At 71.8% G+C, this 21,499-nt stretch carries 18 protein-coding genes; 7 read left to right on the top strand and 11 right to left on the bottom strand.

Annotation, left to right across the window (positions count from 1 at the left end):
* Positions 1–29: 29 nt before the first annotated feature.
* Complete coding sequence (locus ACYVJE_RS13570) at positions 30–440, bottom strand: nitroreductase/quinone reductase family protein (protein WP_461144728.1); 411 nt, start codon at positions 438–440, stop codon at positions 30–32.
* Positions 441–678: 238 nt separating this feature from the next.
* On the opposite strand from ACYVJE_RS13570, the gene ACYVJE_RS13565 reads away from it, so the two are divergent.
* Positions 679–1,929, top strand: coding sequence for an IucA/IucC family C-terminal-domain containing protein (locus ACYVJE_RS13565; RefSeq protein ID WP_461144727.1), 1,251 nt, complete (start codon positions 679–681; stop codon positions 1,927–1,929).
* 122 nt (positions 1,930–2,051) lie between these two features.
* Here the strand turns inward: ACYVJE_RS13565 and ACYVJE_RS13560 are convergent, their stop codons facing one another.
* From ACYVJE_RS13560 to ACYVJE_RS13550, 3 genes are all read right to left on the bottom strand, one after another.
* Positions 2,052–2,777 carry a class I SAM-dependent methyltransferase gene (locus ACYVJE_RS13560; protein WP_461144726.1) on the bottom strand — a complete coding sequence of 242 codons (726 nt, stop codon included), beginning with the start codon at positions 2,775–2,777 and terminating at the stop codon, positions 2,052–2,054.
* A 295-nt stretch (positions 2,778–3,072) separates the two neighbouring features.
* Entirely contained in the window at positions 3,073–3,636 is a 564-nt protein-coding gene (locus ACYVJE_RS13555; protein ID WP_461144725.1) for a dihydrofolate reductase family protein, read from the bottom strand.
* 149 nt (positions 3,637–3,785) lie between these two features.
* On the bottom strand, positions 3,786–4,271 hold the full coding sequence (locus ACYVJE_RS13550; RefSeq protein ID WP_461144724.1) for a GNAT family N-acetyltransferase: 486 nt from the start codon (positions 4,269–4,271) through the stop codon (positions 3,786–3,788).
* A 219-nt stretch (positions 4,272–4,490) separates the two neighbouring features.
* On the opposite strand from ACYVJE_RS13550, the gene ACYVJE_RS13545 reads away from it, so the two are divergent.
* Positions 4,491–6,311, top strand: a complete 1,821-nt coding sequence (locus ACYVJE_RS13545) for a flavin-containing monooxygenase (protein ID WP_461144723.1) — start codon at positions 4,491–4,493, stop codon at positions 6,309–6,311.
* Complete coding sequence (locus ACYVJE_RS13540) at positions 6,301–7,911, top strand: Vgb family protein (RefSeq protein ID WP_461144722.1); 1,611 nt, start codon at positions 6,301–6,303, stop codon at positions 7,909–7,911. The genes ACYVJE_RS13545 and ACYVJE_RS13540 overlap by 11 nt, the downstream gene beginning before the upstream one ends.
* Positions 7,912–7,993: 82 nt before the next feature.
* Here ACYVJE_RS13540 and ACYVJE_RS13535 read toward each other — a convergent pair whose 3' ends face one another.
* The 6 genes from ACYVJE_RS13535 to ACYVJE_RS13510 all read right to left on the bottom strand — a co-directional run bounded on the left by ACYVJE_RS13535 (position 7,994) and on the right by ACYVJE_RS13510 (position 16,071).
* A complete protein-coding gene (locus tag ACYVJE_RS13535; RefSeq protein WP_461144721.1) occupies positions 7,994–9,238 on the bottom strand; it encodes a cation:proton antiporter in 1,245 nt (414 codons plus the stop codon).
* An 81-nt stretch (positions 9,239–9,319) separates the two neighbouring features.
* Positions 9,320–9,802 carry a cation:proton antiporter regulatory subunit gene (locus ACYVJE_RS13530; RefSeq protein ID WP_461144720.1) on the bottom strand — a complete coding sequence of 161 codons (483 nt, stop codon included), beginning with the start codon at positions 9,800–9,802 and terminating at the stop codon, positions 9,320–9,322.
* Between the two features lie 290 nt (positions 9,803–10,092).
* Positions 10,093–10,479 carry a VOC family protein gene (locus tag ACYVJE_RS13525; protein ID WP_461144719.1) on the bottom strand — a complete coding sequence of 129 codons (387 nt, stop codon included), beginning with the start codon at positions 10,477–10,479 and terminating at the stop codon, positions 10,093–10,095.
* Between the two features lie 180 nt (positions 10,480–10,659).
* Complete coding sequence (locus ACYVJE_RS13520) at positions 10,660–13,554, bottom strand: FAD-binding and (Fe-S)-binding domain-containing protein (protein WP_461144718.1); 2,895 nt, start codon at positions 13,552–13,554, stop codon at positions 10,660–10,662.
* A 96-nt stretch (positions 13,555–13,650) separates the two neighbouring features.
* Positions 13,651–14,832 (bottom strand): mandelate racemase/muconate lactonizing enzyme family protein, encoded by a 1,182-nt coding sequence (locus ACYVJE_RS13515; protein WP_461144717.1) that lies wholly within the window; start codon positions 14,830–14,832, stop codon positions 13,651–13,653.
* A 90-nt stretch (positions 14,833–14,922) separates the two neighbouring features.
* Positions 14,923–16,071: a M24 family metallopeptidase gene (locus tag ACYVJE_RS13510; protein ID WP_461144716.1), complete on the bottom strand. Its 1,149-nt coding sequence runs from the start codon at positions 16,069–16,071 to the stop codon at positions 14,923–14,925.
* A 72-nt stretch (positions 16,072–16,143) separates the two neighbouring features.
* Between ACYVJE_RS13510 and ACYVJE_RS13505 the strand changes: the two genes are divergently transcribed.
* The 3 genes from ACYVJE_RS13505 to ACYVJE_RS13495 all read left to right on the top strand — a co-directional run bounded on the left by ACYVJE_RS13505 (position 16,144) and on the right by ACYVJE_RS13495 (position 20,549).
* Positions 16,144–17,079, top strand: coding sequence for a LysR family transcriptional regulator (locus ACYVJE_RS13505; RefSeq protein WP_461144715.1), 936 nt, complete (start codon positions 16,144–16,146; stop codon positions 17,077–17,079).
* 375 nt (positions 17,080–17,454) lie between these two features.
* Complete coding sequence (locus ACYVJE_RS13500; RefSeq protein ID WP_461144714.1) at positions 17,455–18,882, top strand: NAD-dependent succinate-semialdehyde dehydrogenase; 1,428 nt, start codon at positions 17,455–17,457, stop codon at positions 18,880–18,882.
* A gap of 341 nt (positions 18,883–19,223) precedes the next feature.
* Positions 19,224–20,549 (top strand): MFS transporter, encoded by a 1,326-nt coding sequence (locus ACYVJE_RS13495; RefSeq protein ID WP_461144713.1) that lies wholly within the window; start codon positions 19,224–19,226, stop codon positions 20,547–20,549.
* Positions 20,550–20,563: 14 nt separating this feature from the next.
* Here ACYVJE_RS13495 and ACYVJE_RS13490 read toward each other — a convergent pair whose 3' ends face one another.
* Positions 20,564–20,989 carry a pyridoxamine 5'-phosphate oxidase family protein gene (locus tag ACYVJE_RS13490; protein WP_459155720.1) on the bottom strand — a complete coding sequence of 142 codons (426 nt, stop codon included), beginning with the start codon at positions 20,987–20,989 and terminating at the stop codon, positions 20,564–20,566.
* Positions 20,990–21,078: 89 nt separating this feature from the next.
* Here ACYVJE_RS13490 and ACYVJE_RS13485 point away from each other — a divergent pair, with 89 nt between their 5' ends.
* The gene (locus tag ACYVJE_RS13485; RefSeq protein ID WP_461144712.1) at positions 21,079–21,477 is read left to right on the top strand and encodes a cupin domain-containing protein; all 399 of its coding nucleotides are present in this window, start codon (positions 21,079–21,081) and stop codon (positions 21,475–21,477) included.
* Positions 21,478–21,499 lie beyond the last annotated feature (22 nt).

Raw genomic sequence — 21,499 nt, 5'->3', positions numbered from 1 at the left:
GGTCGGCTTCGCCTCCCCCGGCGGCTGCGTCACCGCGGGTCGAGGCGGATGGTCAGCAGTTCGGTGCCGAATCGCCGCACGGCCGCGGCGTGGGCGGGGCGGTCGAAGCTGTCCAACCGGGCCTGCGGGTCGTCCTGGCCCAGCACGTGGGCGGTGGCGGGGAACCAGGTGCGGTCGAGGCGCAGTCGCACCTGCGGGTCGGCGCGCAGGTTGGCCACGTAGCCCGCGTGGCGGCCCTGTTCGGCGACGATCCATCCGCTGCCGCCGGCCAGGTGCAGGCCGACCGCTGTGCGGCGGGTCCGGCCGGTGTGGCGTCCGGTGGTTTCCAGCAGCGTGTAGCCGGGGGTGAGACCCGCCCACGCGGCGAGTTTGATCGGCGGGTTGAGCAGGTACTTCTGCAGCAGCCGCACGCGTCGGCGGCGCAGGGCGGCATCGGCCACGACGCGGTCTCCTTCCGCTGGGGTGTGGTGTCCCGGGTCAGTGTGCGCGGGGGGACCGGTGTCGTGGAGATGCCGCGCCGCGATGGACGTGCCACCGTGAGATCGCCGCATACCGCCGCCCGGGCGGTGTGCGGGGTGAGATGGCCTTCGCCGTTTCGAACCACGCAGCGGCCTGCGCGGGGGCCGTAGGATCGGCGCGCCACGCGCCGCGACGTTCCGGAAAGGGGCATCGACATCCATGTTGCTCGACGGGACGGGAGGCTGGCTGCGCACGTGGCAGGAGTCCGAGCGCTACGCCGGCGGCGGCACGCGCGACTACAGCCGTTTCGCCGCGGACATGGACATCGCGGCGGCCTACCACCCGCAGCGCGGTGCGGAGTCCTTCACCGTGCCCACCTTCCGCATCGCCCCGGAGCGCGGGCGGTTCCTGCGGGGCGCGTTGGCCTCGCCGGTGGTGGAGCACTACCGCTGCGGCGACGGGTTCGTGCTGCCGGTGCATCCGGAGACGCTGACCGTGCCCGACCTGCTCGGGCGGGAGGAGTTGCTGGCGTGCCCGCGTGGACTGGACCTGGAGGTGGTGCCCTCGGCGAACGCGCGCACCGTGTTCGTCGAGAGCATCGGTGGTGAGCCGGTGGAGCCGCACTTCGTCAAGCTGCACTACCCGAAGCGCCTGTCGCGGTTCACCCGCAGGCTGCGGCGGCCGATCATCCGGTTGCAGCTGTGGGCCGCCGCGGAACTGGTGGCGGTCGACGTGCCCTTGGTGGCCGAAGTGGCCGGTGGGGTGTTCGGGCACGACGAGCGGGACGCGTGGGGTTTCCTCGTGCGCGAAGCCCGTCCTCGCCTGCCCGGCGGTGGGGTGGGTTGCGCGCCGGAGTACGTGCTGCCGCTGCTCGCGCTGTACGGCCGGGACGTGCGGAGTCCGGGTGATCCGCCGTTGCTGCGGCAGCTGGTCGACCGCAGCGGTGAGGATCCTGGTGAGTGGCTGGCCCACCGGGTGGTCGCCCCGGTGGTGCGGTTGTGGGTCGAGACCCTGCGGCGCACCGGGTGCGTGATGGAACCGCACGGGCAGAACACGTTGCTGGCCACCACCGCCGACGGGCGGGATACGCGGGTGCTCTACCGGGACTCCGATGTGTACGTGGACCCGGTCATCCGCCGCGGGCGGGGGTTGACCGGCTCGCTGCCGCCGGTGAACGTGATCTCCCGCGATCTGCACCGCCCGCGGGAGCACGTCTTCAGCCTCACCTACGACAGCTTCATGGGGCATCACACGCTCGATCGGCTCGCCCGGTGCGTCGAGGAGGTGTACGGGGTGCCGCCGCGGCGGTTGCAGCGGGTGGCGCGGGAGGTCTTCGTCGAGCAGGCGGGGGCGGCGCTGCCGCTGCCGGGTTCGGTGCACTACTACGACGATCAGCTGCACCCCGATGGCGGGTGGCGGCTGGTGGACACGGGGGAACTGCCGCGGTGGCGGTCGGTGCGTGGTGCGTGAGCCGGCCGGTGCCGGTCAGGACTGTCCGGTGTGGAACCGGCTGGTGCTGCGCAGATCCGCGACCAGTTCGGCCGGTGCGGTGCGCGGCGAGCCGGCCGCGTCGTGGCGCGAGCCCCGCGGTCCTACACGACGCGTGCCACGCACAGGACCGACTGGCCGAACGGCACCCTGACGAACCGCTCGATGCCCCGGGTCACCGGCACCGCGCAGCGGTCGTAGAGCGCGACCAGCTTCGGGTTCGGCGCAGCGACACCGCCCTTGCGGACCGCGGCCCACCAGGCGAATCCGCCGAGGAAGTTCACCGGCCGCGCCAGGTCGACGTGCAGCCCCGCAGCGCGCACCGCCGCGCTGAGGGTGGCGGGCGTGTAGCGGCGGACGTGCCCGACCTTGCGGTCGAACTCGCCGTAGAGGCGCTGGTAACCGGGCACCCACAGCACGATCGTGCCGTCCTGCACCACCGACTTCGCCAGCCCCTGCAGGGCGGCGACGTCGTCGTCGATGTGTTCGAGCACGTTGATCGAGACCAGGGAGGCCACCGGCTCGGACAGCGGCGTGGACCCGTCCACGTCGAACGTGCCGACTTCGACCTCGGGCCGGTCGGCGAAGCGCTGCCGCATCCGCTCCACCGCTGCCGGATCGACGTCGGTGACGACGTAGCGGTCCCGGCCGGTGAACCCCTCGGCGAACTCGCCGAGGCCGGCGCCGACCTCCAGTACCGTCCGACCGCAGTACTGGCCGATCAGATCGCGCTGGTACTGCAGGTAGTTCGGCTTTCCGCGGTCGTTCTCCAACGCACGCCCGGTCGCCGCGGTGAACGCGCCCTCACCGTGTCCGCCGTCCTCGCACATCCCCTGCTCCGGTCGCCGCTCGCCTGGTCGTTGGTCACGTGTCCGGAGCAGGCCCGGGCGCGATACGTCAGCGAAAGCCGGAACCGCTCCGGAGCAGTCCGAAATGCCCTTGATGTCCACGAAGTTCGAGCGAACCGTAGCAGCGCGTCCCTGTCGTTGGGGTCGATCACCACGCGGGCGCTGCGATTGTCACCGGAACGTGTGTGCTCGAGCAGGGCTGCCGCAGGTTCCCCTGAGCACGATGCGCTCCCGGTCGAAGGCGGCCCGAAGCCCGCGCCGATCCGAGGTCGGGCACTCAACGCCTGGTCTCGTACCTGGTCAGGACCACGTCGTCGGGAAACGTCCGCGTCTCCACCAGGGTCAGGTTCACCCAGTTGTCCAGGGCCGCAAAGAACGGCGTGCCGCCGCCCACCAAGACCGGTGCGGTGGCCAACACGTACTCGTCGATCAACCCGGCCCGCATGGCCGCCGCGGCGAGTGTGGCGCCGCCGATGTCCATGGGGCCGCCATCCTCGGCCTTGAGCCGGGTGATCTCGGTGACCGCGTCGCCGGTGACCAGGCGGGTGTTCCAGTCGACCGTGCTGGTCGTCGAGGAGAACACCACCTTTGGCATGTCCCGCCAGCGGCGGGCGAACTCAATCTCCGCCGGTGTGGCGCCAGGCTGCTGGTCGGCGGTCGGCCAGTGGGAGCTCATCGTCTCCCACAGTTTGCGCCCGTACAGCGCCAGGCCCGTCGCGCCCACCCGGTCGGACCACCACTGGAACAGCTCGTCGCTCGGGACGCTCCAGCCGAGGTCGTCGCCGGGCGCGGCGACGTAGCCGTCCAGGCTGAGGTTCATGCCAAAGGTCAGTTTCCGCATAGCGCCAGCCCCCCGTTAGTCGGTATTTCGGCGTGCAGACCAGCACAGTGCGGAAAAATCATCGCTCAGGACACACCGAGAGCCGGTTGGTTGCCGCGCTGAGTGGATGCTGCGTGCAGCAGGGATCGGTCAGTGAGCTGCGAACCTCATTACAGCAGGTCTTCGGGCGGGAAGTACCTGAGCAGCGGTAGTTCACGGCCGGGTATCGAGCCAGACGCGACAGCGCCGACCAGGTCGGCTCCGCGCGACTGGTAGAAGGACGTGGCGTCGGGGTCGGACGCGATGCGGACCTGACGGAAGCCCAGCCTGCGGGCGGTGTCGCACATGTGGTTCCAGAGCTGTCCGCCGATGCCGTGGCCGATGGCGGACGGCTCCACGAACGAGTAGCCCAGCTCCCCCTCCGGGGTCTGCCCTTCCAAGCTGTAAAAGCCCATGGGTCTGCCTCCGCTGTCCGCGACGATCACCCGGCGCGCCTCCAGCTCCGCCGGGTGCAACGTCAGCTCGTCACGGCACGCCTCGAGGAACGTCCGGTCGTATCCCCAGTAGCTTTTCGACCGCAAGGCCAGCTCCGTCAAGACGCCCGCCTCAGCAGCGGCCGCGGGCCGCAACACGATCTCCTCCAGCACGTGTGCCATGCCACCAGCCTGCATCGGCAGCGATCATCCGGGCCGCGGAATTCAGTTGCGGACCCCCTTGCGTGCACCCGCGGACGCGGCGCTCAGCGGGGCCATGGCCTGGACCTGCGGCGTTGCAGATACACGGAAGCCGCACGCGCGGTCTCGGCGGTGGTGCTGCGGGGCTGCTACCGTTGTAAGTCAGTTGACTGATTTAGATGGTGTGGGAGGAAGGTCGGCATGGTGCCATCGCGGTCCCCGCGAACCCCCGAGGAGCTCGACTTCGACCCCGAGGAGCTCCGCGCCCGCTACCGGGCCGAGCGCGCGCGCCGCGTCCGCCCCGACGGCAGTGCGCAGTACCGGCGCGCGGCCGGCGAGTTCAGCGACTACGCCGAGGACCCGCACGCGCAGCCCCAAGCTCGGGATCCCCTGGTCGACCGCGTGGACGCGGTGGTCATCGGCGGGGGCTTCGGCGGACTGCTCGCGGGCGCGCGCCTGCGGCAGCAGGGGCTGGCGCGGATCCGCGTGGTCGAGAAGGGCGGTGACTTCGGCGGCACGTGGTACTGGAACCGCTACCCCGGCATCCACTGCGACATCGAGTCCTACGTCTACCTGCCGCTGCTGGAAGAGGTCGGCCACATCCCCGAGTGGAAGTACTCCCCCGGCGAGGAGATCCGCCAGCACGCCATGGCGATCGGCCGCACGTTCGACCTCTACCGCCAAGCGTGCTTCCACACCGGTGTCACCGAGCTGCGCTGGGACGACTCCGAGTGGGTCGTGCGCACCGACCGCGACGACGAAATGCGCGCGCACTACGTGGTGGTCTCGAACGGAACGCTCGACCACCCGAAACTGCCGGGCATCCCGGGCATCGAGGAGTTCGCGGGGCACATGTTCCACACGAGCCGCTGGGACTACGACTACACCGGCGGCGACGCGAACGGCGGCCTCGCGGGGTTGGCCGACAAGCGCGTCGCGATCATCGGCACCGGCGCCACGGCGATCCAGGCGGTGCCGCACCTGGCACGCGACTGCCAGCACTTGTACGTGTTCCAGCGCACGCCCTCGGCGGTGGACGTGCGCGCCAACCGCCGCACCGACCCGGAGTGGGCCGAGTCGGTGCAGCCCGGCTGGCACGCCCGGCGCCGGGAGAACTTCCAGGCGCTGGTCACCGGCCACGAGGTGGACGAGGACCTCGTGGACGAGGACCTCGTGGACGACGCGTGGACCGCGAGCGGACACCTGCTCGGCAAGATCACCCCGACCGACGCCCGCGCGCACCTCGACCGCGACGAGTGGGAGCGCACCGAGGAGCTCCTCGACTTCGAGAAGATGAACCGGCTGCGCGCCCGCGTCGACGACGTCGTCGACGACCCGACGACGGCCGAGCTGCTCAAACCCTGGTACCGCTACGGCTGCAAACGCCCCACCTTCAGCGACGAGTACCTGCAGGCGTTCAACCGGCCCAACGTCACGCTGGTCGACACCGCGGACCGCGGCGGGGTCGAGCGGATCACCAGCAACGCCCTCGTGGTCGGCGAGCAGACCTGCGAGGTGGACTGCGTCATCTTCGCGACCGGTTTCGAAGTGGGGCGGTCGGACGTGCTGACCGGGCGACTGCCGGTGCGCGGCAGGGACGGCGTCAGCCTGCTCGAGTCGTGGCGCGCCACCGGGACGCGCACGCTGCACGGATTCTGCAGCAACGGGTTTCCGAACCTGTTCCACCTCGGTCCGCTGCAGAACGCCCCGTCGGTGAACTTCACGCACGTGCTCGACGAGCAGGCCGTGCACGTCGCCGCCGTCATCGCCGAAGCCCGCCGCCGCGGGGTGAAGTGCGTCGAACCGACCGTCGAGGCGGAGACCGCCTGGGTGGAGACGATCCGGCGGACGGCGCCGCGGCAGGAGTGGTTCGACGCCGAGTGCACACCCGGCTACTACAACAACGAGGGCGATCCGCGCACCCGGCAGATCTACGGCCGCGGTCCCGCGGCGTTCCACCAGCTGCTGCGGGAGTGGCGCTCCAGCGACGGGATCAACGAGGTGCTCGGCGATGCGCGTTGACCCGACCCGCGGCAGCGCGCACCCGCGCGACGAGCGGTGGCGGGCCGCGCGCCTGACCGGGACCAGCCCGCTGCAGGGGTCCAACGGTGTCGCGTTCGGACCGGACGGTCGGCTGCACGTCGCCGAGTACCTCGCCGGGCGGATCAGCGCCGTCGACCTCCCCTCGGGCGAGGTCGAGGTCGTCGTCGACGGGCCCGTGCAGTCGCCCGACGACCTCGCGTTCGGCACCGACGGCTCCATGTACATCGCCGACCTCACACCGGGCCGGGTGTGGCGGCGCAGCCCCGACGGCGAGTTCGCGCTCGTCGCCGAGGTGCCGGTGCCCAACGGCATCACGTGCCTCGGCGACCGGTTGTTCGTCAACGAGATGCGGATGGGCGGCCGGGTGCTGGAGCTGTTCCCCGGCGGAGGGGATCCGGTGGTGCTCACCGAGGGGCTCGCGATGGGCAACGCGATGCAGTTCGGACCCGACGGGTACGTGTACTACCCGCACATGCTCACCGGCGAGGTCCACCGCGTGGCACCGGACGGCGGCGGGGCGGAACTGGTCGCCGAGGGCGTGCACGCGCCCGTGGCCGTGCGGTTCGACCGCAGCGGGGTGCTGACCGTGCTCTCCCGCGGGCAGGAGGGCATCGTCACCCGGATCGACCTGTTCGGGTCCGGTGCCCGCGCGGTCGGCGCCACCGAGCTGTCCGGCATGGACAACGCCGCGTTCGACGCGGACAACCGCATGTTCGTCTCCAGCTTCGCCGAGGGCGGCATCGCCGAACTGGCACCCGACGGGCGCGCGCGCCGGATCGTGCCGACCGGTTTCTGCGGCCCGTACGGGGTGGCCGTCGACTCCTCCGGGGCGGTGTTCGCCGGGGACAACTACCGGTTGGCCGAGGTCGAGGGCGCAGCGGCGCGGACGCGGGAACTGCTCGTGCTCAGCCACGGGGTCGTCGCCGACGACCGCGGCCGGGTGCACCTCACCTCGCAGTACGGCGCGGTCAGCAGTTACGAGCCGGACCGGCGGGAGCTGACCAGGCGCGCTGCGGAGCTCGACCAGCCCATGGGCCTGGCCGCGCGGTCCGACGGCGCGCTCGTCGTCGCCGAGGCCGGCGCGGGGCGTGTCGTGACCATCGACGAGGACGACGTGCTCGACGTGCTCGTCGGCGGGTTGGACGCGCCGGTGGACGTCGCCGTCGACGCGGAGGATCGCTGCCACGTCTGCGACGAGCGGCGCGGCGCGGTGGCGCGCGTCGACGGCGGCGCGCTCGTCCCGCTGGCCGAGGGGCTGGATCGCCCGCAGGGCATCGCCGTGCACGGCGGTGAGCTGTTCGTCGTGGAGGTGGGACGGCGTCGGCTGCTGGCGATCGACCTGGGCAGCGGTGCGAGCACCGTCGAGGCCGAGGAGCTCGGCGTCGGGCCGCCCGCCGGGACGTCGCGGGCCCAACCGGCGCTGTTCAACCACGGCCTGCCCGGGGTGCCGGCCCCGTTCGCCGGGGTCGCGGTCGGCGGGGACGGTGCGCTGTACGTGTCGGCCAGCGGTGCCGGCACCGTGCTGCGCCTGCAGCGCAGCGACCGGGACACGTCCTCGGGATCGACCCGTCCGGGGTGATGCCGGCCCGCTGCGCGCGACGCTGCGCTGATCGATCGGGAGGGGGTCCGCACCGCCGTTCGGCGGGGTCGAGGAGGTACCGCTACTGCCCTGATCCGTCCACCGGACCGGGTGCGGAGGAGGTCGTGCTCGCCACGCGCGGCTGCGTCCCCGTGGCAGAAGTCGATCGGTGCGGGAGGAGGCGGCGCGCCAGCGGTTCCACGAAGCGGGCTGCCACCGGCCCGAGGATCGCCATGAGCAGGACGTAGGTGGTGGCCAGGGCGGCCAGCTGCCCCGACACCGCGCCGGAGGACACCGCCAGTCCGGCGATGACGATGGAGAACTCCCCGCGGGCGACCAGCGCCGCCCCGGCCCGCAGGCGCCCCATCCGGCCCAGACCCTGCAGGCGGGCGGCCAGCCACCCGGTGAGGATCTTCGTCGCGGTCGTGGCCAGCGCGAGCAGCAGCGCGACCGCCAGCACGGGCGGGATCTCCGCCGGGTCGGTGTTGAGTCCGAAGACCACGAAGAACACCGCCGCGAACAGGTCGCGCAGCGGCTCCAGCATGCGGGTGGCGTTGGCCGCGGTGGAACCGGAGATCGCGATCCCCAGCAGGAACGCCCCGACCGCGGCCGAGACCTGCAGCTCCGAGGCGACCCCGGCGACCAGCAGCGCCGCGCCCAGGAGCCGCAGCAGGAACACCTCCGAATCGGGGCTGTGCACCAACGCCGAGACGTACTTGCCGAAGCGCAGCGCGACCACCAGCACCAGGGTGATCACCACCATCGACACCCCCACCGCGGTGAGCCCGCCGAGGAAGCCGACCCCGGCCAGCAGGGCGGTCAGGATCGGCAGGTAGATCGCCATCGCCAGGTCCTCGAACACCAGCACCGACAGCACCACCGGGGTTTCCCGGTTCCCCAGCCGGCCCAGGTCACCGAGCACCTTGGCGACGATCCCGGAGGAGGAGATGTAGGTGACCCCGGCCATGGTCAGCGCCCCGATCGGCCCCCAGCCCAGCAGCCAGGCCACGAGCGCGCCCGGCGCCGCGTTCAGCGCGATGTCGGTCAGCCCGGCCAGCCAGGACCGGCGCAGCCCGGTGACCAGTTCGCTCGCGGAGTACTCCAGGCCCAGCAGGAACAGCAGCAGCACCACGCCGATCTCGGAGGCCAGGTGGGTGAACGGTGCGATGCCGTGCAGCGGGAGGAGCCCGCCGGAGCCGAAGGCCAGCCCGCCCAGCAGGTACAGCGGGATCGGGGAGATCCCGATCTTCCAGGCGAGTCTGCCCAGCAGGCCGAGGCCGAAGAACACCGCTCCCAACTCGATCAGGGAGATCGCCGTGTCGTGCACCGTGTTTCCTCTCGCATGGTCCTGCCTATGGAGTTGTCGCGCGGCACGCCCGCTGCGGGCGTGCAGGCGGGTGCTCAGCGCTCAGCCGCGTTCCAGGATGTCGTTGGCGGCCCGCAGCCCTTCGACGGTGCCCACGGCCACGACGAGGTCGCCGGCGGCGAAGTGGAAGTCCGGCCGCGGCGAGGGGTGCACGTCGCCGTCGCGGACCACCGCCACGATCGACACGGACGTGCGGGTGCGCATCTCGGTGGCGCCGAGGGGGCGGTCGACGTACGGGGATCCGGCGACGACGGGCAGCTGCCAGGTGGTGACCCCCGTGACTTCGCGCTGCTGCTCGGTGAGCTGGGCGACCAGCTGGGGAGCGCCCAGGAGGTTGGCCAGCGCGCTGGTCTCCTCGGTGGTCAGCTCGACGGACGCGGCCACCGCGTCCCGGTCCTGCCCGTCGGAGACGATCAGCTCCAGCCGACCGTCCCGATAGGTGATCACCCCGACCCTGCGCCCGGACCGGGTGATGAAGTCCTGCTGCGTGCCAAGCCCCGGAAGCGGAGTCACCGTCACATCCACGCCGGGGAGCCTACGAGCACGCGCCCCGGCTCCCCAAGCCGGCGCGGCACCGCGGGACGGGAACGTCACCGTGGTCGCGTCGGGATGCGAAGCGCACGTGCGCGGCGCGGTTCCCGCCTCCCCCGTGACGAGGCCGCGCCGCGGGTCCTGGCGATCACCCCGCTGCGCGAGGCGCCGCGCTCGGGTGCGGAACGCCCCACCGCAGGGGTGACCGTCCGGGCACCGCTCGGAGCTCGTCCGGACGATGCGGCGTGCTCGTCCTCCGGCCCGGAACGGAGCGTGTTCCGGGCCTAGTGGTGCTGGGCGATCTGGATCAGGTTGCCGCAGGTGTCGTCCAGAACCGCTGTGGTGACCGGTCCCATGGCGACCGGTTGCTGGGTGAACCGCACGCCGAGGCCGCGCAGGCGCTCGAACTCCGCGGGTACGTCGTCCACGACGAAGGAGGTGGCGGGGATGCCGTCCCGGACCAGCGCCTCCTTGTAGGGCTTGACGGCGGGGTGGGTGTCCGGTTCGAGGAGGAGTTCCGTGCCGTCCGGGTCCTCGGGCGAGACCACGGTCAGCCAGCGGGCCTCGCCGAGCGGGACCTCGGTCTTCTTCACGAAGCCCAGCTTCTGGGTGTAGAAGCGCAGGGCCTCGTCCTGGTCGTCGACGAAGACGCTCGACAAGTGGATCCGCACAGCGGCTTCCTCCGGGCGGTCGAGCTCGAGCCACCGGCGAGGACGCGCTCGAGCGGTTCTGCGTTGAGGTCGTGGAATGCGGAGCACCGCGCACCCGGCACCGCCGCGGTGTCCGGTTGGTGGACCTCCGCGCGGGCCGCCTGATCCCGCAGCTCCGCATTCGGCGACGTGCCCGGTAGGTTACAACTCCTCGACGGCGCGGGCGACGAGGCTGGCCAGGTGGTCCGGTTCGACGCCGGCGCTCTGGCGAAGCTGGGTGCGGCAGCTGAATCCGTCGGCGATGACGCGCGTGCCCGGTTCGGCCGCGCGCACGGCCGGCAGCAGGGCCTGCTCGGCGCAGGCCACGGAGACGTCGTAGTGGCCGCGTTCGAACCCGAAGTTGCCGGCGAGGCCGCAGCAACCGGAATCGAGGACCTCCGCCCGGATCCCCGTCGCCTCCAGCGCGGACCGGTCGGCGTCGAAGCCGAGTTCGGCGTACTGGTGGCAGTGCATCTGCACCAGTGCCCGTTCGCCCCCGGTCTCGACCTGCCAGCGCTCGCGGGTGGGGGCGACCTGCTCGGCGAACGAGCGGGTCGCCCCCGCGAGGGCCTGGACGTCCTCGTCGTGCGGGGCGAGTTCGAGCGCGTCGTTGCGCAGGAACGCGGTGCAGCTCGGCTCCAGGCCGACCACCGGCGCGCCCGCTCGCACGGCGGGCCGCAGCGCCCGGGCGGTGCGGCGCACCCCGGCCCGCGCGATGCCGAGCTGGCCGGTGGAGGCCCACGTCAACCCGCAGCAGACCTGCTCGCGGGGCAGGTGCACGGCGAAGCCCAGCCGCTGGAGCGCGGCGATCGCGTCCCGGCCGACGTGCGGGTCGAAGTGGTTGGTGAAGGTGTCCGGGAACAGCAGCACCGGGTGATCGCCGCGGCTCCGGGGCCTGCCGTGCCGCGCCCACCAGGCGCGCAGCGTCCGGTGGGCCAGCCGCGGCAGGTCGCGTTCGGGGGCGATCCCCCCGAGGCGTTTGAGCGCTCCGGCGGCGGGACCGGCCATCACCCGGTTGACCAGCCCGGGGGCGTGCTGGCCCAGGGCCAGCCACGCGGGCAGGAATCCCATCGAGTAGTGCGAAGCCGGGCGCAGGCGACGCCGGTAGTGGTGGTGCAGGAACTCGGCCTTGTAGGTGGCCATGTCCACACCCACCGGACAGTCGGTCTTGCAGCCCTTGCAGGACAGGCACAGGTCCAGCGCCTCGCGGACTTCCGGCGAACGCCACCCGCTGGTGATCACGTCGCCGGCGAGCATCTCGTAGAGCAGGTGCGCCCGCCCGCGCGTGGAGTGCTGCTCGGCACCGGTGGCCCGGTAGCTCGGGCACATCACACCACCGGAGGAGTTCAGGCACTTGCCGACGCCGACGCAGCGGCGCGTGGCCGAGGCGAGGTCGCCGTCGTCGGCGTGCAGCGCCAGTTCGGTGCGGGTGGGCAGGCGGGCCGGTGCCACGAGCGGGCGCAGGTCGGCGTCCACGGGCCGGGGGCGGGCGATCTGTCCGGGGTTGAACAGCCCGTCGGGGTCGAAGGCGTCCTTGAACGTCTCGAACGCCGTGATCAGCCGCGGAGAGTACATCCGCTGCAGCAGTTCCGAACGGGCCTGGCCGTCGCCGTGCTCCCCGGACAGCGAGCCGCCGTGGGCGACGGTGAGGTCGGCGGCGGCCTCCAGGAACGCCCGGTAGTCGCCGGCGCCGGCCTGCGACAGCAGGTCGAAGTCGATGCGGACGTGGATGCACCCGTCGCCGTAGTGCCCGTAGGTGACGCCGCGGCGGCCGAAGCGCTGCAGCAGCTCGTCGAACTGGCGCAGGTAGGTGCCGAGCCGTTCGGGGGGAACGGCGGCGTCCTCCCAGCCGGACCACCGCTCGGAGCCGTCAGCCATCCGCGTGGAGTAGCCCGAGCCCTCCTCGCGGATCTTCCACAGCGCTGCCATCTTCGCCGGGTCCGTGTGCACGGCGACCTCGGCGCGGCCGTCGAGGGCGCGGGCGATGCGCTCCGCGGCGGCGCGGGCCTCGCCCACCTCGCTGCCACCGGTTTCCACCAGCAGCCAGCTGCGTCCGCCCGGCAGCAGCCGCAGGGCGGGTGACCGGGGGTTGCGGTCGCGGACGACGTCGACGAGGTCGGTGCTGATGCCTTCGACGGCCAGTGCGCCCTGCCCGGTCAGGCGGGGCACCTCGTCGGCGGCGGCGTAGGTGTCGTCGAAGCCGAGGACGACCACCGCCCGGGCGCGGGGCGCGTCGACGAGCCGCACGTCGGCGTCGAGCACGATCGCGCAGCTGCCCTCGCTGCCCACCAGCGCCCGAGCCACGTGGAACCCGTTCTCCGGCAGGAGCTGGTCGAGGTTGTAGCCGGAGACGCGGCGGGGCAGGTCGGGGTACTCCCGGCGCACGTCGTCGGCGGTCGCGGTGCTCAGCGCGCGCAGGTCGCGGTGCAGCGCGCCGGTGCGGTCCTGCCGCGCGCACAGCCGGTCGAGCTCGGCGGGGTCGGCGGGGCCGAGCTCCAGCCTGGTGCCGTCGGAGAGCAGCACGCGCAGGGCGTGCACGTTGTCGACGGTCTTGCCCCAGGCCACCGAGTGCGTGCCGCAGGAGTTGTTGCCGATCATCCCGCCGAGGGTGCACCGGCTGTGCGTGGAGGGGTCCGGGCCGAAGGTGAGGCCGTGGCTTCCGGCGGCCGTCCGCAACGAGTCCAGCACCACGCCCGGCTGGACCCGCGCGCGGCGCCGGCTCGGGTCGACGTCGAGGATCCGGTCGAGGTAGCGGGCGCAGTCCAGGACCAGCCCGGGTCCGCAGGCGTTGCCGGCGATGCTCGTGCCCGCGCCGCGGCTGGTGATCGGCACCTCGTGGTGGCGGGCGTGGGCGACGGTGGCGAGCACGTCGTCTTCGCTGCGGGGGCGCACCACGCCGACCGGCACCTGGCGGTAGTTCGAGGCGTCGGTGGCGTACAGCGCCTGCGATCCCGCGTCGAACAGGACGTCGCCGCTGACGTCGGCGCGCAGAGCGGTTGCGAGCGCGCGGTCCCGCGCCGCCGTGCCCGGCGCTCCCGGGTTCGCTGCAGTGCTCATGGTGCTGCCGTCCCCTCGTTGGTGGTGTGCGTGCCGGTGCCCCGCCGCGCCGGTAGCGGGCGGCGGCCGGTGCGGCGGGGCGGGCGGGTGGTGGGCTCAGGCTTTGGGAAGTGCCGGAGCCGCGGTGTGCTCCCCGTCGCTGAAGGAGAAGTCCTGGCTCTTCTCCTGGTACAGCTCGGCGTAGCCGGCGACCTTGTCGGTGTCCAGCTCGACGCCGAGGCCGGGTGCTGCGGGAACCGCGAGGCAGCCGTCGCGGTAGTTGCTGTCCGGGCCGCCGAATGCCGTGGTGACGTCGTCGGACAGCAGCGCGCCGTAGGCCTGGTTGGCGTGGCGGAAGTTGGGGGTGGCGGCCACCACGTGGGTGGCGGCTGCGAGGGCGACCCCGAGTTCGCCGAGGCTGTGCTTGACCACCGGCAGGCCTGCGGCCTCGCAGATGCCGGCTGAGCGCTTGAGGTTGAGCAGCCCGCCGTCGGCCTGGTTGTCCGCGGAGAGCACGTCGGCGGCGCCGGCGCGGATCACCGCCAGTTGGTCGTGGCGGGTCCAGCAGGCCTCGTTGGCCAGCAACGGGGTGTTGGTGCGGTGGCGCACGTAGGCCATCTCCGCGAGGTTGCGGCCGGAGACGGGTTGTTCGATGAGTTCGAGCTCGGCTTCCTCCATGGCCCGGATGGTGCGGACCGCGGTTCCCGGGGACCAGGCCTCGTTGGCGTCCACCCGGATCCGCATCCCCGGGCCGACGCCCTCCCGCAGGGCGGTGACCCGCTCGACGTCGGTGCGCGGGTCGTCGTGGACCGCCTTGAGGTAGCAGGTGCCGAATCCGCCGGCCTGGGCGCGGCGGCCTTCCTCGGCGACCTCGTCGGGGCGGGTGCGCGCGACGTAGTAGAAGTACTCGACGGTGTCGCGGAACCGACCGCCGAGCAGGGTGACCAGGGGCTGCTGGCAGACCTTGCCGAGGATGTCCCAGCAGGCCATCTCCACGGCGGCGATCGCGGGGCTGCTGGCCTTGACGTGGTGCCAGGTGCCGATGAGGTCGATGCGGTGGATGAGCCGCTCGATGGCGAGGGGGTCCTCGCCCACGACGAGGGGTTCGATGCTGCGGAAGACGGCGAGCACGATGTCGGCGCTGGGGTAGGCGGCGGCTTCGCCGAGCCCGATCAGCCCTTCGTCGGTTTCCACCTCCAGCAGCACGCTGATGTGGCCGGAGCGCTTGCCGAACGCCCAGACCTCCTCGGTGCGGTAGGGGACGGCGACGGGGGTGGTCTTGAGTCCGGTGATGCGCACGGTGGGTTCCTCCCGCGTGGTGTGACGGATGGTTGGCGGGTGCGTGCAGGGCGGCGTGGGGTTTTCAGGGTGCGCGCGGACGCCGCGGGGTCAGGACGGTGCTGCGAGCGTGCGCGGCAGGGTGGTGAGCAGTTCGCTGCCCGTGGCCGTGACGAGCGCGGTGTCGGAGAGCACGTGCCCGACCGGCTGCGTGATCCAGGACATGAGGTGGAAGGTCATCCCCGGGGTGATCTCGGTCCGGCCGCCGGCGCGGATGCCCAGCACTTCCCCGCCGCCCGTCCAGCTGGGCGGGAAGCCGATGCCGATGAGGTATCCGCAGTGGTGGCGCAGCGGGCCCGCCTCGTCGGAGACCGCGTGCTGCCACGCGCGGTAGACGTCGCCGGTGCGGGCGCCGGGACGCAGCGCCTGCTGGGCCGCTTCGAGGCCCGCGTGCGCGGTCGCGGCCGCTTCCGCGGCCCCCTCAACCGGGTGTCCGATGTAGGTGGTCCGGCTCATCGGGGCGTGGTACCGGTGCACGCTCGCCCCCAGTTCCAGGAACAGCCCCTGGCCCGGTTGCAGGGTGCGGTCCCCCCACGAGACGTGTTCCTGGTGGAGCAGGGAGGTCGGGCGGATCAGCGGGGGGAAGCCAGGAGGGTCCCCGCCCGCGTCGATCATGGTGCGGTAGACCTCCGCCGCGACCGTGCGTTCGGAGGCGCCGGCCCCGGCGGCGTCGAGGCCGGCCTGCATCGCGGCGTCGGACAGCGAGGCCGCGCGGCGCACGCACTCGAGCTCGGCGGGGGATTTCACCGCGCGCTGCGCGGTGAGCAGATCCGTGCCGGAGCGCCACCGCACCCCGGAAAGCCCGTCCCGGATCGCGGCGGCGATCGCCGGGGGGAAGAACATCGAGTCCTCGTCCAGGGCGACGGTGCCGCCGTCGCCGAGGAGCTCCCCGAGCGCCGCCACCACCGCGCCGGCCGGCGTGTCACCGTCCTGGAAGGTCACGTGCCGGCACCACGGCACCTGCGCGCGGATCGTCGGCCGCTCCATCGCCCGGGTCACCAGGACCGGCTGCCCCTCCGCGGGCACCACGAGCAGGGTGAAGGCGAAGTAGCCGAGGTGGTCCAGGCCGGTCAGGTAGTAGATGTTCTCCGGGCTGGTCAGGGCGGCGGCGTTGATGTCCTCGGACCGCATGCGCTCGCGCAGCGCGACGAGGCGCTGCCTGTGCTCAGCGGCACCGCCAGCAAGCGAATCGACTCTCACGCCGCCCAGGCTGAAGCAGCACTACCGTTAGAACAATCAAATATTTTTGACGAGCTCCATTAGCCTAGCTGCATGCTGGATGTGCGCCGCCTTCGGCTGCTCCGGGAGCTCGCCTCCCGCGGCACCATCGCCGCCGTCGCGGAGGCTTGCTCGCTGACGCCGTCCGCGGTCTCGCAGCAGTTGTCGCAGCTGCAGCGGGAGGTCGGCGCTCCGCTGCTGCTCCGAGACGGGCGACGGGTGCTGCTCACCGAGGCCGCGCAGGTGCTGGTCTCCCACACCGAGCGGGTGCTGGCCGAGCTGGAAGCGGCCCGGGCCAGCGTGGCCGCGCTGTCGGGCAGCGTGGCCGGCAGCGTGCGGCTCGGGGCCTTCGCCACCGCGGCCAGCGCGCTCGTCCCGCCCGCCCTGACCTCCTGCCACCGGGACCACCCCGATCTCAGGGTCGTGCTGGAGGAGTGGGAGACCCCGGACGGCATCGACGCCCTCAAGGCAGGCAGCATCGACGTGCTGCTGACCTACGAGTACAACCTCCTGCCCGCCATCGATGATCCCGGCGTCGAGCTCACGCCGCTGCTCACCGAATCGCTGCTGGCCACCGTTCCGCCCGCGTTCGACATCCCGCCCGGTCAACTGCGGCTCGAGGCGCTCCGCGACGAGCACTGGATCGCGCCCCGCAGCGACACCGCCCTGCGGACGACCCTGGAACGCGCCTGCGGACTCGTCGGGTTCGCCCCCGAGCTGGAGCACACCAGCGACGACTACACGGTGGTGCTCTCGCTGGTCAGCGCCGGACTCGGCGTCAGCCTCGTGCCGCAGCTGGCCACCGAGCGCCTGTCCTCCGCAGTGCGGCTGCTGTCGGTCATCGAGCCGCTGCTGTCCCGCAAGGTGTCGGTGGCGGTGCGGGCCGGCACCAGCGGCGTGCCGAGCCTGGCCGTGCTCATCAGCGCGTTGCGCGAAGCCGCGACGCAGCTGAGCCTCGACACCGCGCGGCCGACCCACCCGGAGGGGTAGTTCAGCCGCGCTAATCAATGCTGAAGCAGCAGTTCAGCTGAGCTGCGCCGATTTCGACGCGGCCTGCCAGTTCCGCCGCGAAGTCCGCGCCCACCACCGCAGCGTCCCCGCCGCCACAGCGGATCCTGCCCCGCCTCCCGACGTAAGATTGTTGACAATCTCCGCTGAGATGGAACCATGACGCCCCGTCGGCGTGCCCCTCCCCCGTCCAGCACGCCCCGTCCGCGAGCGGAGAAGCAGAGCGAACAGCTCCCGCAGCAGCACGCACAACGGAGGTTTCCCACCATGACTCCCCCCGACGCACTCGCGGCCCCGTCCGCGCCGTCCCCGTCAGCCTGCGAACGCACCGACGAGGAACGGTCTGTTGTGGATGCCGTGCCCAAGCAGTTGCTCATCGGCGGTTCGTGGCGCGCGGCCACCGGCGAGCGGACCTACGAGGTCGAGGACCCGTCGACGGCGTCGGTGCTCTGTTCCGTCGCTGATGCCTCCCCTGCTGACGGGGTGGCCGCGTTGGCCGCCGCGGCCGAGGCGCAGCAGAGCTGGTCGGCTCACCCGCCGCGGGAACGCGGCGAGATCCTGCGTCGCGCCTACGAGCTGATGATGCAGCGTCGTGAGGACCTCGCGCTGTTGATGACGTTGGAGATGGGCAAGCCGCTGGCCGAATCGCGCGGGGAGATCACCTACGCCGCGGAGTTCTTCCGCTGGTTCGCCGAGGAGGCCGTGCGCATTTCCGGCGACTACGCGGTGGCCCCCCACGGCACGAGCCGCTTCCTGGTGATGCACCAGCCGGTCGGCCCGGCCCTGTTGATCACCCCGTGGAACTTCCCCGCCGCGATGGGCACCCGCAAGATCGGTCCGGCCGTGGCGGCCGGCTGCACCATGGTGGTCAAACCGGCCCACCAGACCCCGCTGTCCATGCTCGCGCTGGCCGAGATCCTCGGCGAGGCCGGCCTGCCCGACGGCGTGCTCAACCTCGTGCCCACCCGCCACGCCGGAGAGCTCACCGAACCCCTCATCCGTGACGGCCGGGCGCGCAAGCTGTCGTTCACCGGTTCCACGGCGGTGGGTCGCACCCTCATCGAGCAGTCCGCCGAGCAGGTGCTCAACGTGTCGCTGGAGCTGGGCGGCAACGCCCCGTTCCTCGTCTTCGACGACGCCGACCTCGACGCCGCCGTCGACGGAGCGATGCAGGCGAAGATGCGCAACATCGGCCAGGCCTGCACCGCGGCCAACCGGTTCTACGTGCACACCGCCGTCGCCGAGGAGTTCTCCGACCGATTGGCCGAACGGATGGGCGCGCTGCACGTCGAACGCGGCGTCTCCGAGGACTCCGAGGTCGGCCCGCTGGTCGACACCGCGCAACTCGACAAGGTCGCCGAACTGGTCGACGATGCGGTCCGGCGCGGCGCGCGGGTGAGCACCGGCGGCAACCGCTGCGAAGGGCGGGGCTACTTCTACCCGCCGACGGTGCTCACCGACGTGCCCGCCGCCGCGCGGATGCACCACGAGGAGATCTTCGGCCCCGTCGCCCCGATCACCACCTTCACCACCGAAGGCGAGGCGCTCGCCGCGGCCAACGACACCGAGTACGGCCTGCTCAGCTACGTCTACACCACCGACCTCCAGCGGGCGCTGCGGATCTCCGAGGCGCTGGACAGCGGCATGGTCGGCCTCAACCAGGGCGTCGTGTCCAATCCGGCCGCCCCCTTCGGCGGGGTCAAGCACTCCGGCCTCGGCCGCGAAGGCGGCAAGGTCGGCATCGACGAGTTCCTGGAGACCAAGTACGTCGCCGTGGGGCTGTAACCCGCGGAATCCGCGCCCCCGCAGCCGGCCCCACGCCGCACGAGGGGAACGTGCGGATCGTTCGGCGCGGGTGCGCCCGGATCCGCGATCCACCGAATCCGGTTCCTTTCTGTCCGGTTCCTTTCTGGCGGGGTCGTTCCGCGGAAGTGCGGGATTCCGCGGAACGACGCCGGAACGATCATTCAGCCGACCTGAGGCCGCACATTAAGATCTTTTGCTTGTAGCGGCGAGAATTCTGACGCAGCCTGTGTGGCCAGAGCACCACGATATGTGATCCGCAATACACCTGAAAGCTGCTGCAGCACGTGCGCCCCGGCGTGCGCGTGCTCGAGGAGAGCGCTATGACCACCGCGGAAACCGAGAGAGGGTCGGAAGTCGACCAATCGACCGTGCGCAGGGCGGTTATGGCCTCGGCCATGGGAAATGCCGTCGAATGGTACGACTACGGCGTTTTCACGTCCGGGGCGCTCACCGTTGCCGTCGGATCCCAGTTCTTTCCCGGCGACGAGAACAGCGTGCTCAAGTCGCTCGCGCTGGTCGCCGCCGGGTTCATCGTGCGCCCCCTGGGAGGCGTCGTTTTCGGCCCGCTCGGCGACAAGCTGGGACGCCAGCGCGTGCTGGCGGCGACCATCCTGCTGATGTCGGGCTGCACGTTCCTCGTCGGTGTTCTGCCCACCTACGCCGGGCCCTACTCGTTCGGGATCGGCGCATCGCTGATGGTCCTCGTGCTGCGGATCGTCCAAGGGTTCTCGACCGGCGGCGAGTACGGCGGAGCGGCGACCTTCATCGCCGAGTACGCCCCCACCGCGCGCCGCGGGTTCTTCGGCAGCTTCCTGGAGTTCGGCACGTTGTCGGGCTACGTCCTCGGCAACGCCGTCGTGCTCGCCACGGTCTTCTCCCTCGACGCGGAGTCGATGGCCTCCTGGGGATGGCGCCTCCCGTTCCTGCTGGCGCTGCCGCTCGGCCTCATCGGGCTGTACCTGCGGACCAAGCTGGAGGACACCCCCGAGTTCCACAAGCTCCTCGAACGCGACGGGAACCCGCAGAAGGCCCCGCTGCGGGAGACGCTCGTCCAGCACTGGCGCATGATCCTGAACTTGTTCGGCATCGTGTTCCTGCTCAGCGTCGCCGACTACATGCTGCTGACGACCATGCCCTCCTACCTGCAGGAGCACCTCGACCTCGACGACACCGCCGCCGGGGGGATCATCGTCTTCGTGGAGATCGTCCAGATCCTGGTCATCGTGCCGCTGGGAGCGCTGTCCGACCGGATCGGGCGCAAACCCCTGCTGATCACCTCCGCCCTCGGTTTCATCTTCCTGAGCTACCCCTCGCTGCAAGCGATGCAGACCGGCAACATCGCCTTCCTGCTGGCCGGCTTCCTGACCATGGCCTTCCTGCTGGTTCTGATGCTCGCGGTCATCGGTTCCACGTTCCCCGCGATGTTCCCCACCCGGGTGCGCTACGGCGCGTTCGCGATCGGCTACAACATCTCGGTGTCGCTGTTCGGCGGGACGTGCGGTGCGCTCGTCGAGTTCTTGATCCAGATGACCGGGGACAACGACATTCCCGCCTACTACCTGATCCTCGCCGGCGTCATCGGGATCATCCCCATCCTGAAAATTCCGGAAACCGCGCGGGTTCCCCTCGACAGCATCGGCCGGTGACGGCCACCGGAGCGCTACAGAGCGCCCAAGTCCCCGGAGAGCCAGTGCTCCGGACGCATGGAGATGACGACGTGCTCACCGAGGTGGGCCCGTTCGTACTCGACGAACTCGGCGGCCTTGTCCGGAGGGAGGTACCGCGCGGCCATCTCCCAGGACCGCTCGCGGCTTCCCGGTTCCGTCCCCGTCACCGGGCCCTCCACGGACGCGTAGCGCACCGTCGGTTCGGTCCGCTGCACCATGAGGCTGAAACGCCCTGCCGAGGAGATCGCCCGCGCCTTCCGGGAATCGGAGCCGGTGTACACCCACAACGGCCCGCCCGGGGCGTAGTGGTACCAGATCGGAACCGTCAGCGGGGCGCGCTCGGACCGTTCGACGACGGACAGCGCACCGATGTGCGGTTCGGCCAGGAACTGCTCGCGCTCGAGCTTCGACAACGCCATGGGGCAGACCGTACTGACGAGCCCCGACAACCGCCCGTTCAACTGCGCCCGAACTGGGCCCGCGGGCCCGCCCTGCTAGGTTGCGCCCGATGACCAGCGAGCAGTCCGAGCCCGACGCGCCGCACCTCACCGCGCTCGGGGACGTCGAGGTCGTGCAGCCGGACAGCACCAGCGGCAGCGGCGGTGTGCTGTGGCGGCTGCAGCGCTCCGATCGCCAGCTGGACGCCAACGTGGTGCACCTCCCCCCGCAGGAGCACGTCGATTGGCACGTCGAGCACCAGCGGGACGTGCTCGTGGTGGTCCTGGCCGGTGCGGGCACCGTGCGCACCGATGCGGGGGGAGCTCCGCTGGCCACCGGCGCGGTGGTGTGGCTCCCCCGCGGCACCCGGCGCAGTCTCGCCGCAGGTCCGCGCGGGATGTCGTACGCGACCGCCCACCAGCGCCGCCCCGGACTGCAGATCCGGAGCCGCACGGACCCGGCCGGTTGACCGCGGTCCCGCGTCGTCGGCG

The sequence above is a fragment of the Salinifilum aidingensis genome (assembly GCF_054782015.1).
Note: the sequence above shows the minus strand (reverse complement) of the source record. Positions and strands in the feature narration are given on the sequence as shown.

Bases quoted from the DNA above. Each gene is read 5' to 3' on its own strand.
- ACYVJE_RS13550 (WP_461144724.1), bottom strand. From the start codon at position 4,271: ATGGCACACGTGCTGGAGGAGATCGTGTTGCGGCCCGCGGCCGCTGCT.
- ACYVJE_RS13565 (WP_461144727.1), top strand. From the start codon at position 679: ATGTTGCTCGACGGGACGGGAGGCTGGCTGCGCACGTGGCAGGAGTCC.
- ACYVJE_RS13555 (WP_461144725.1), bottom strand. From the start codon at position 3,636: ATGCGGAAACTGACCTTTGGCATGAACCTCAGCCTGGACGGCTACGTC.
- ACYVJE_RS13540 (WP_461144722.1), top strand. From the start codon at position 6,301: ATGCGCGTTGACCCGACCCGCGGCAGCGCGCACCCGCGCGACGAGCGG.
- ACYVJE_RS13495 (WP_461144713.1), top strand. From the start codon at position 19,224: ATGACCACCGCGGAAACCGAGAGAGGGTCGGAAGTCGACCAATCGACC.
- ACYVJE_RS13520 (WP_461144718.1), bottom strand. From the start codon at position 13,554: ATGAGCACTGCAGCGAACCCGGGAGCGCCGGGCACGGCGGCGCGGGAC.
- ACYVJE_RS13485 (WP_461144712.1), top strand. From the start codon at position 21,079: ATGACCAGCGAGCAGTCCGAGCCCGACGCGCCGCACCTCACCGCGCTC.
- ACYVJE_RS13505 (WP_461144715.1), top strand. From the start codon at position 16,144: ATGCTGGATGTGCGCCGCCTTCGGCTGCTCCGGGAGCTCGCCTCCCGC.
- ACYVJE_RS13490 (WP_459155720.1), bottom strand. From the start codon at position 20,989: ATGGCGTTGTCGAAGCTCGAGCGCGAGCAGTTCCTGGCCGAACCGCAC.
- ACYVJE_RS13560 (WP_461144726.1), bottom strand. From the start codon at position 2,777: ATGTGCGAGGACGGCGGACACGGTGAGGGCGCGTTCACCGCGGCGACC.
- ACYVJE_RS13545 (WP_461144723.1), top strand. From the start codon at position 4,491: ATGGTGCCATCGCGGTCCCCGCGAACCCCCGAGGAGCTCGACTTCGAC.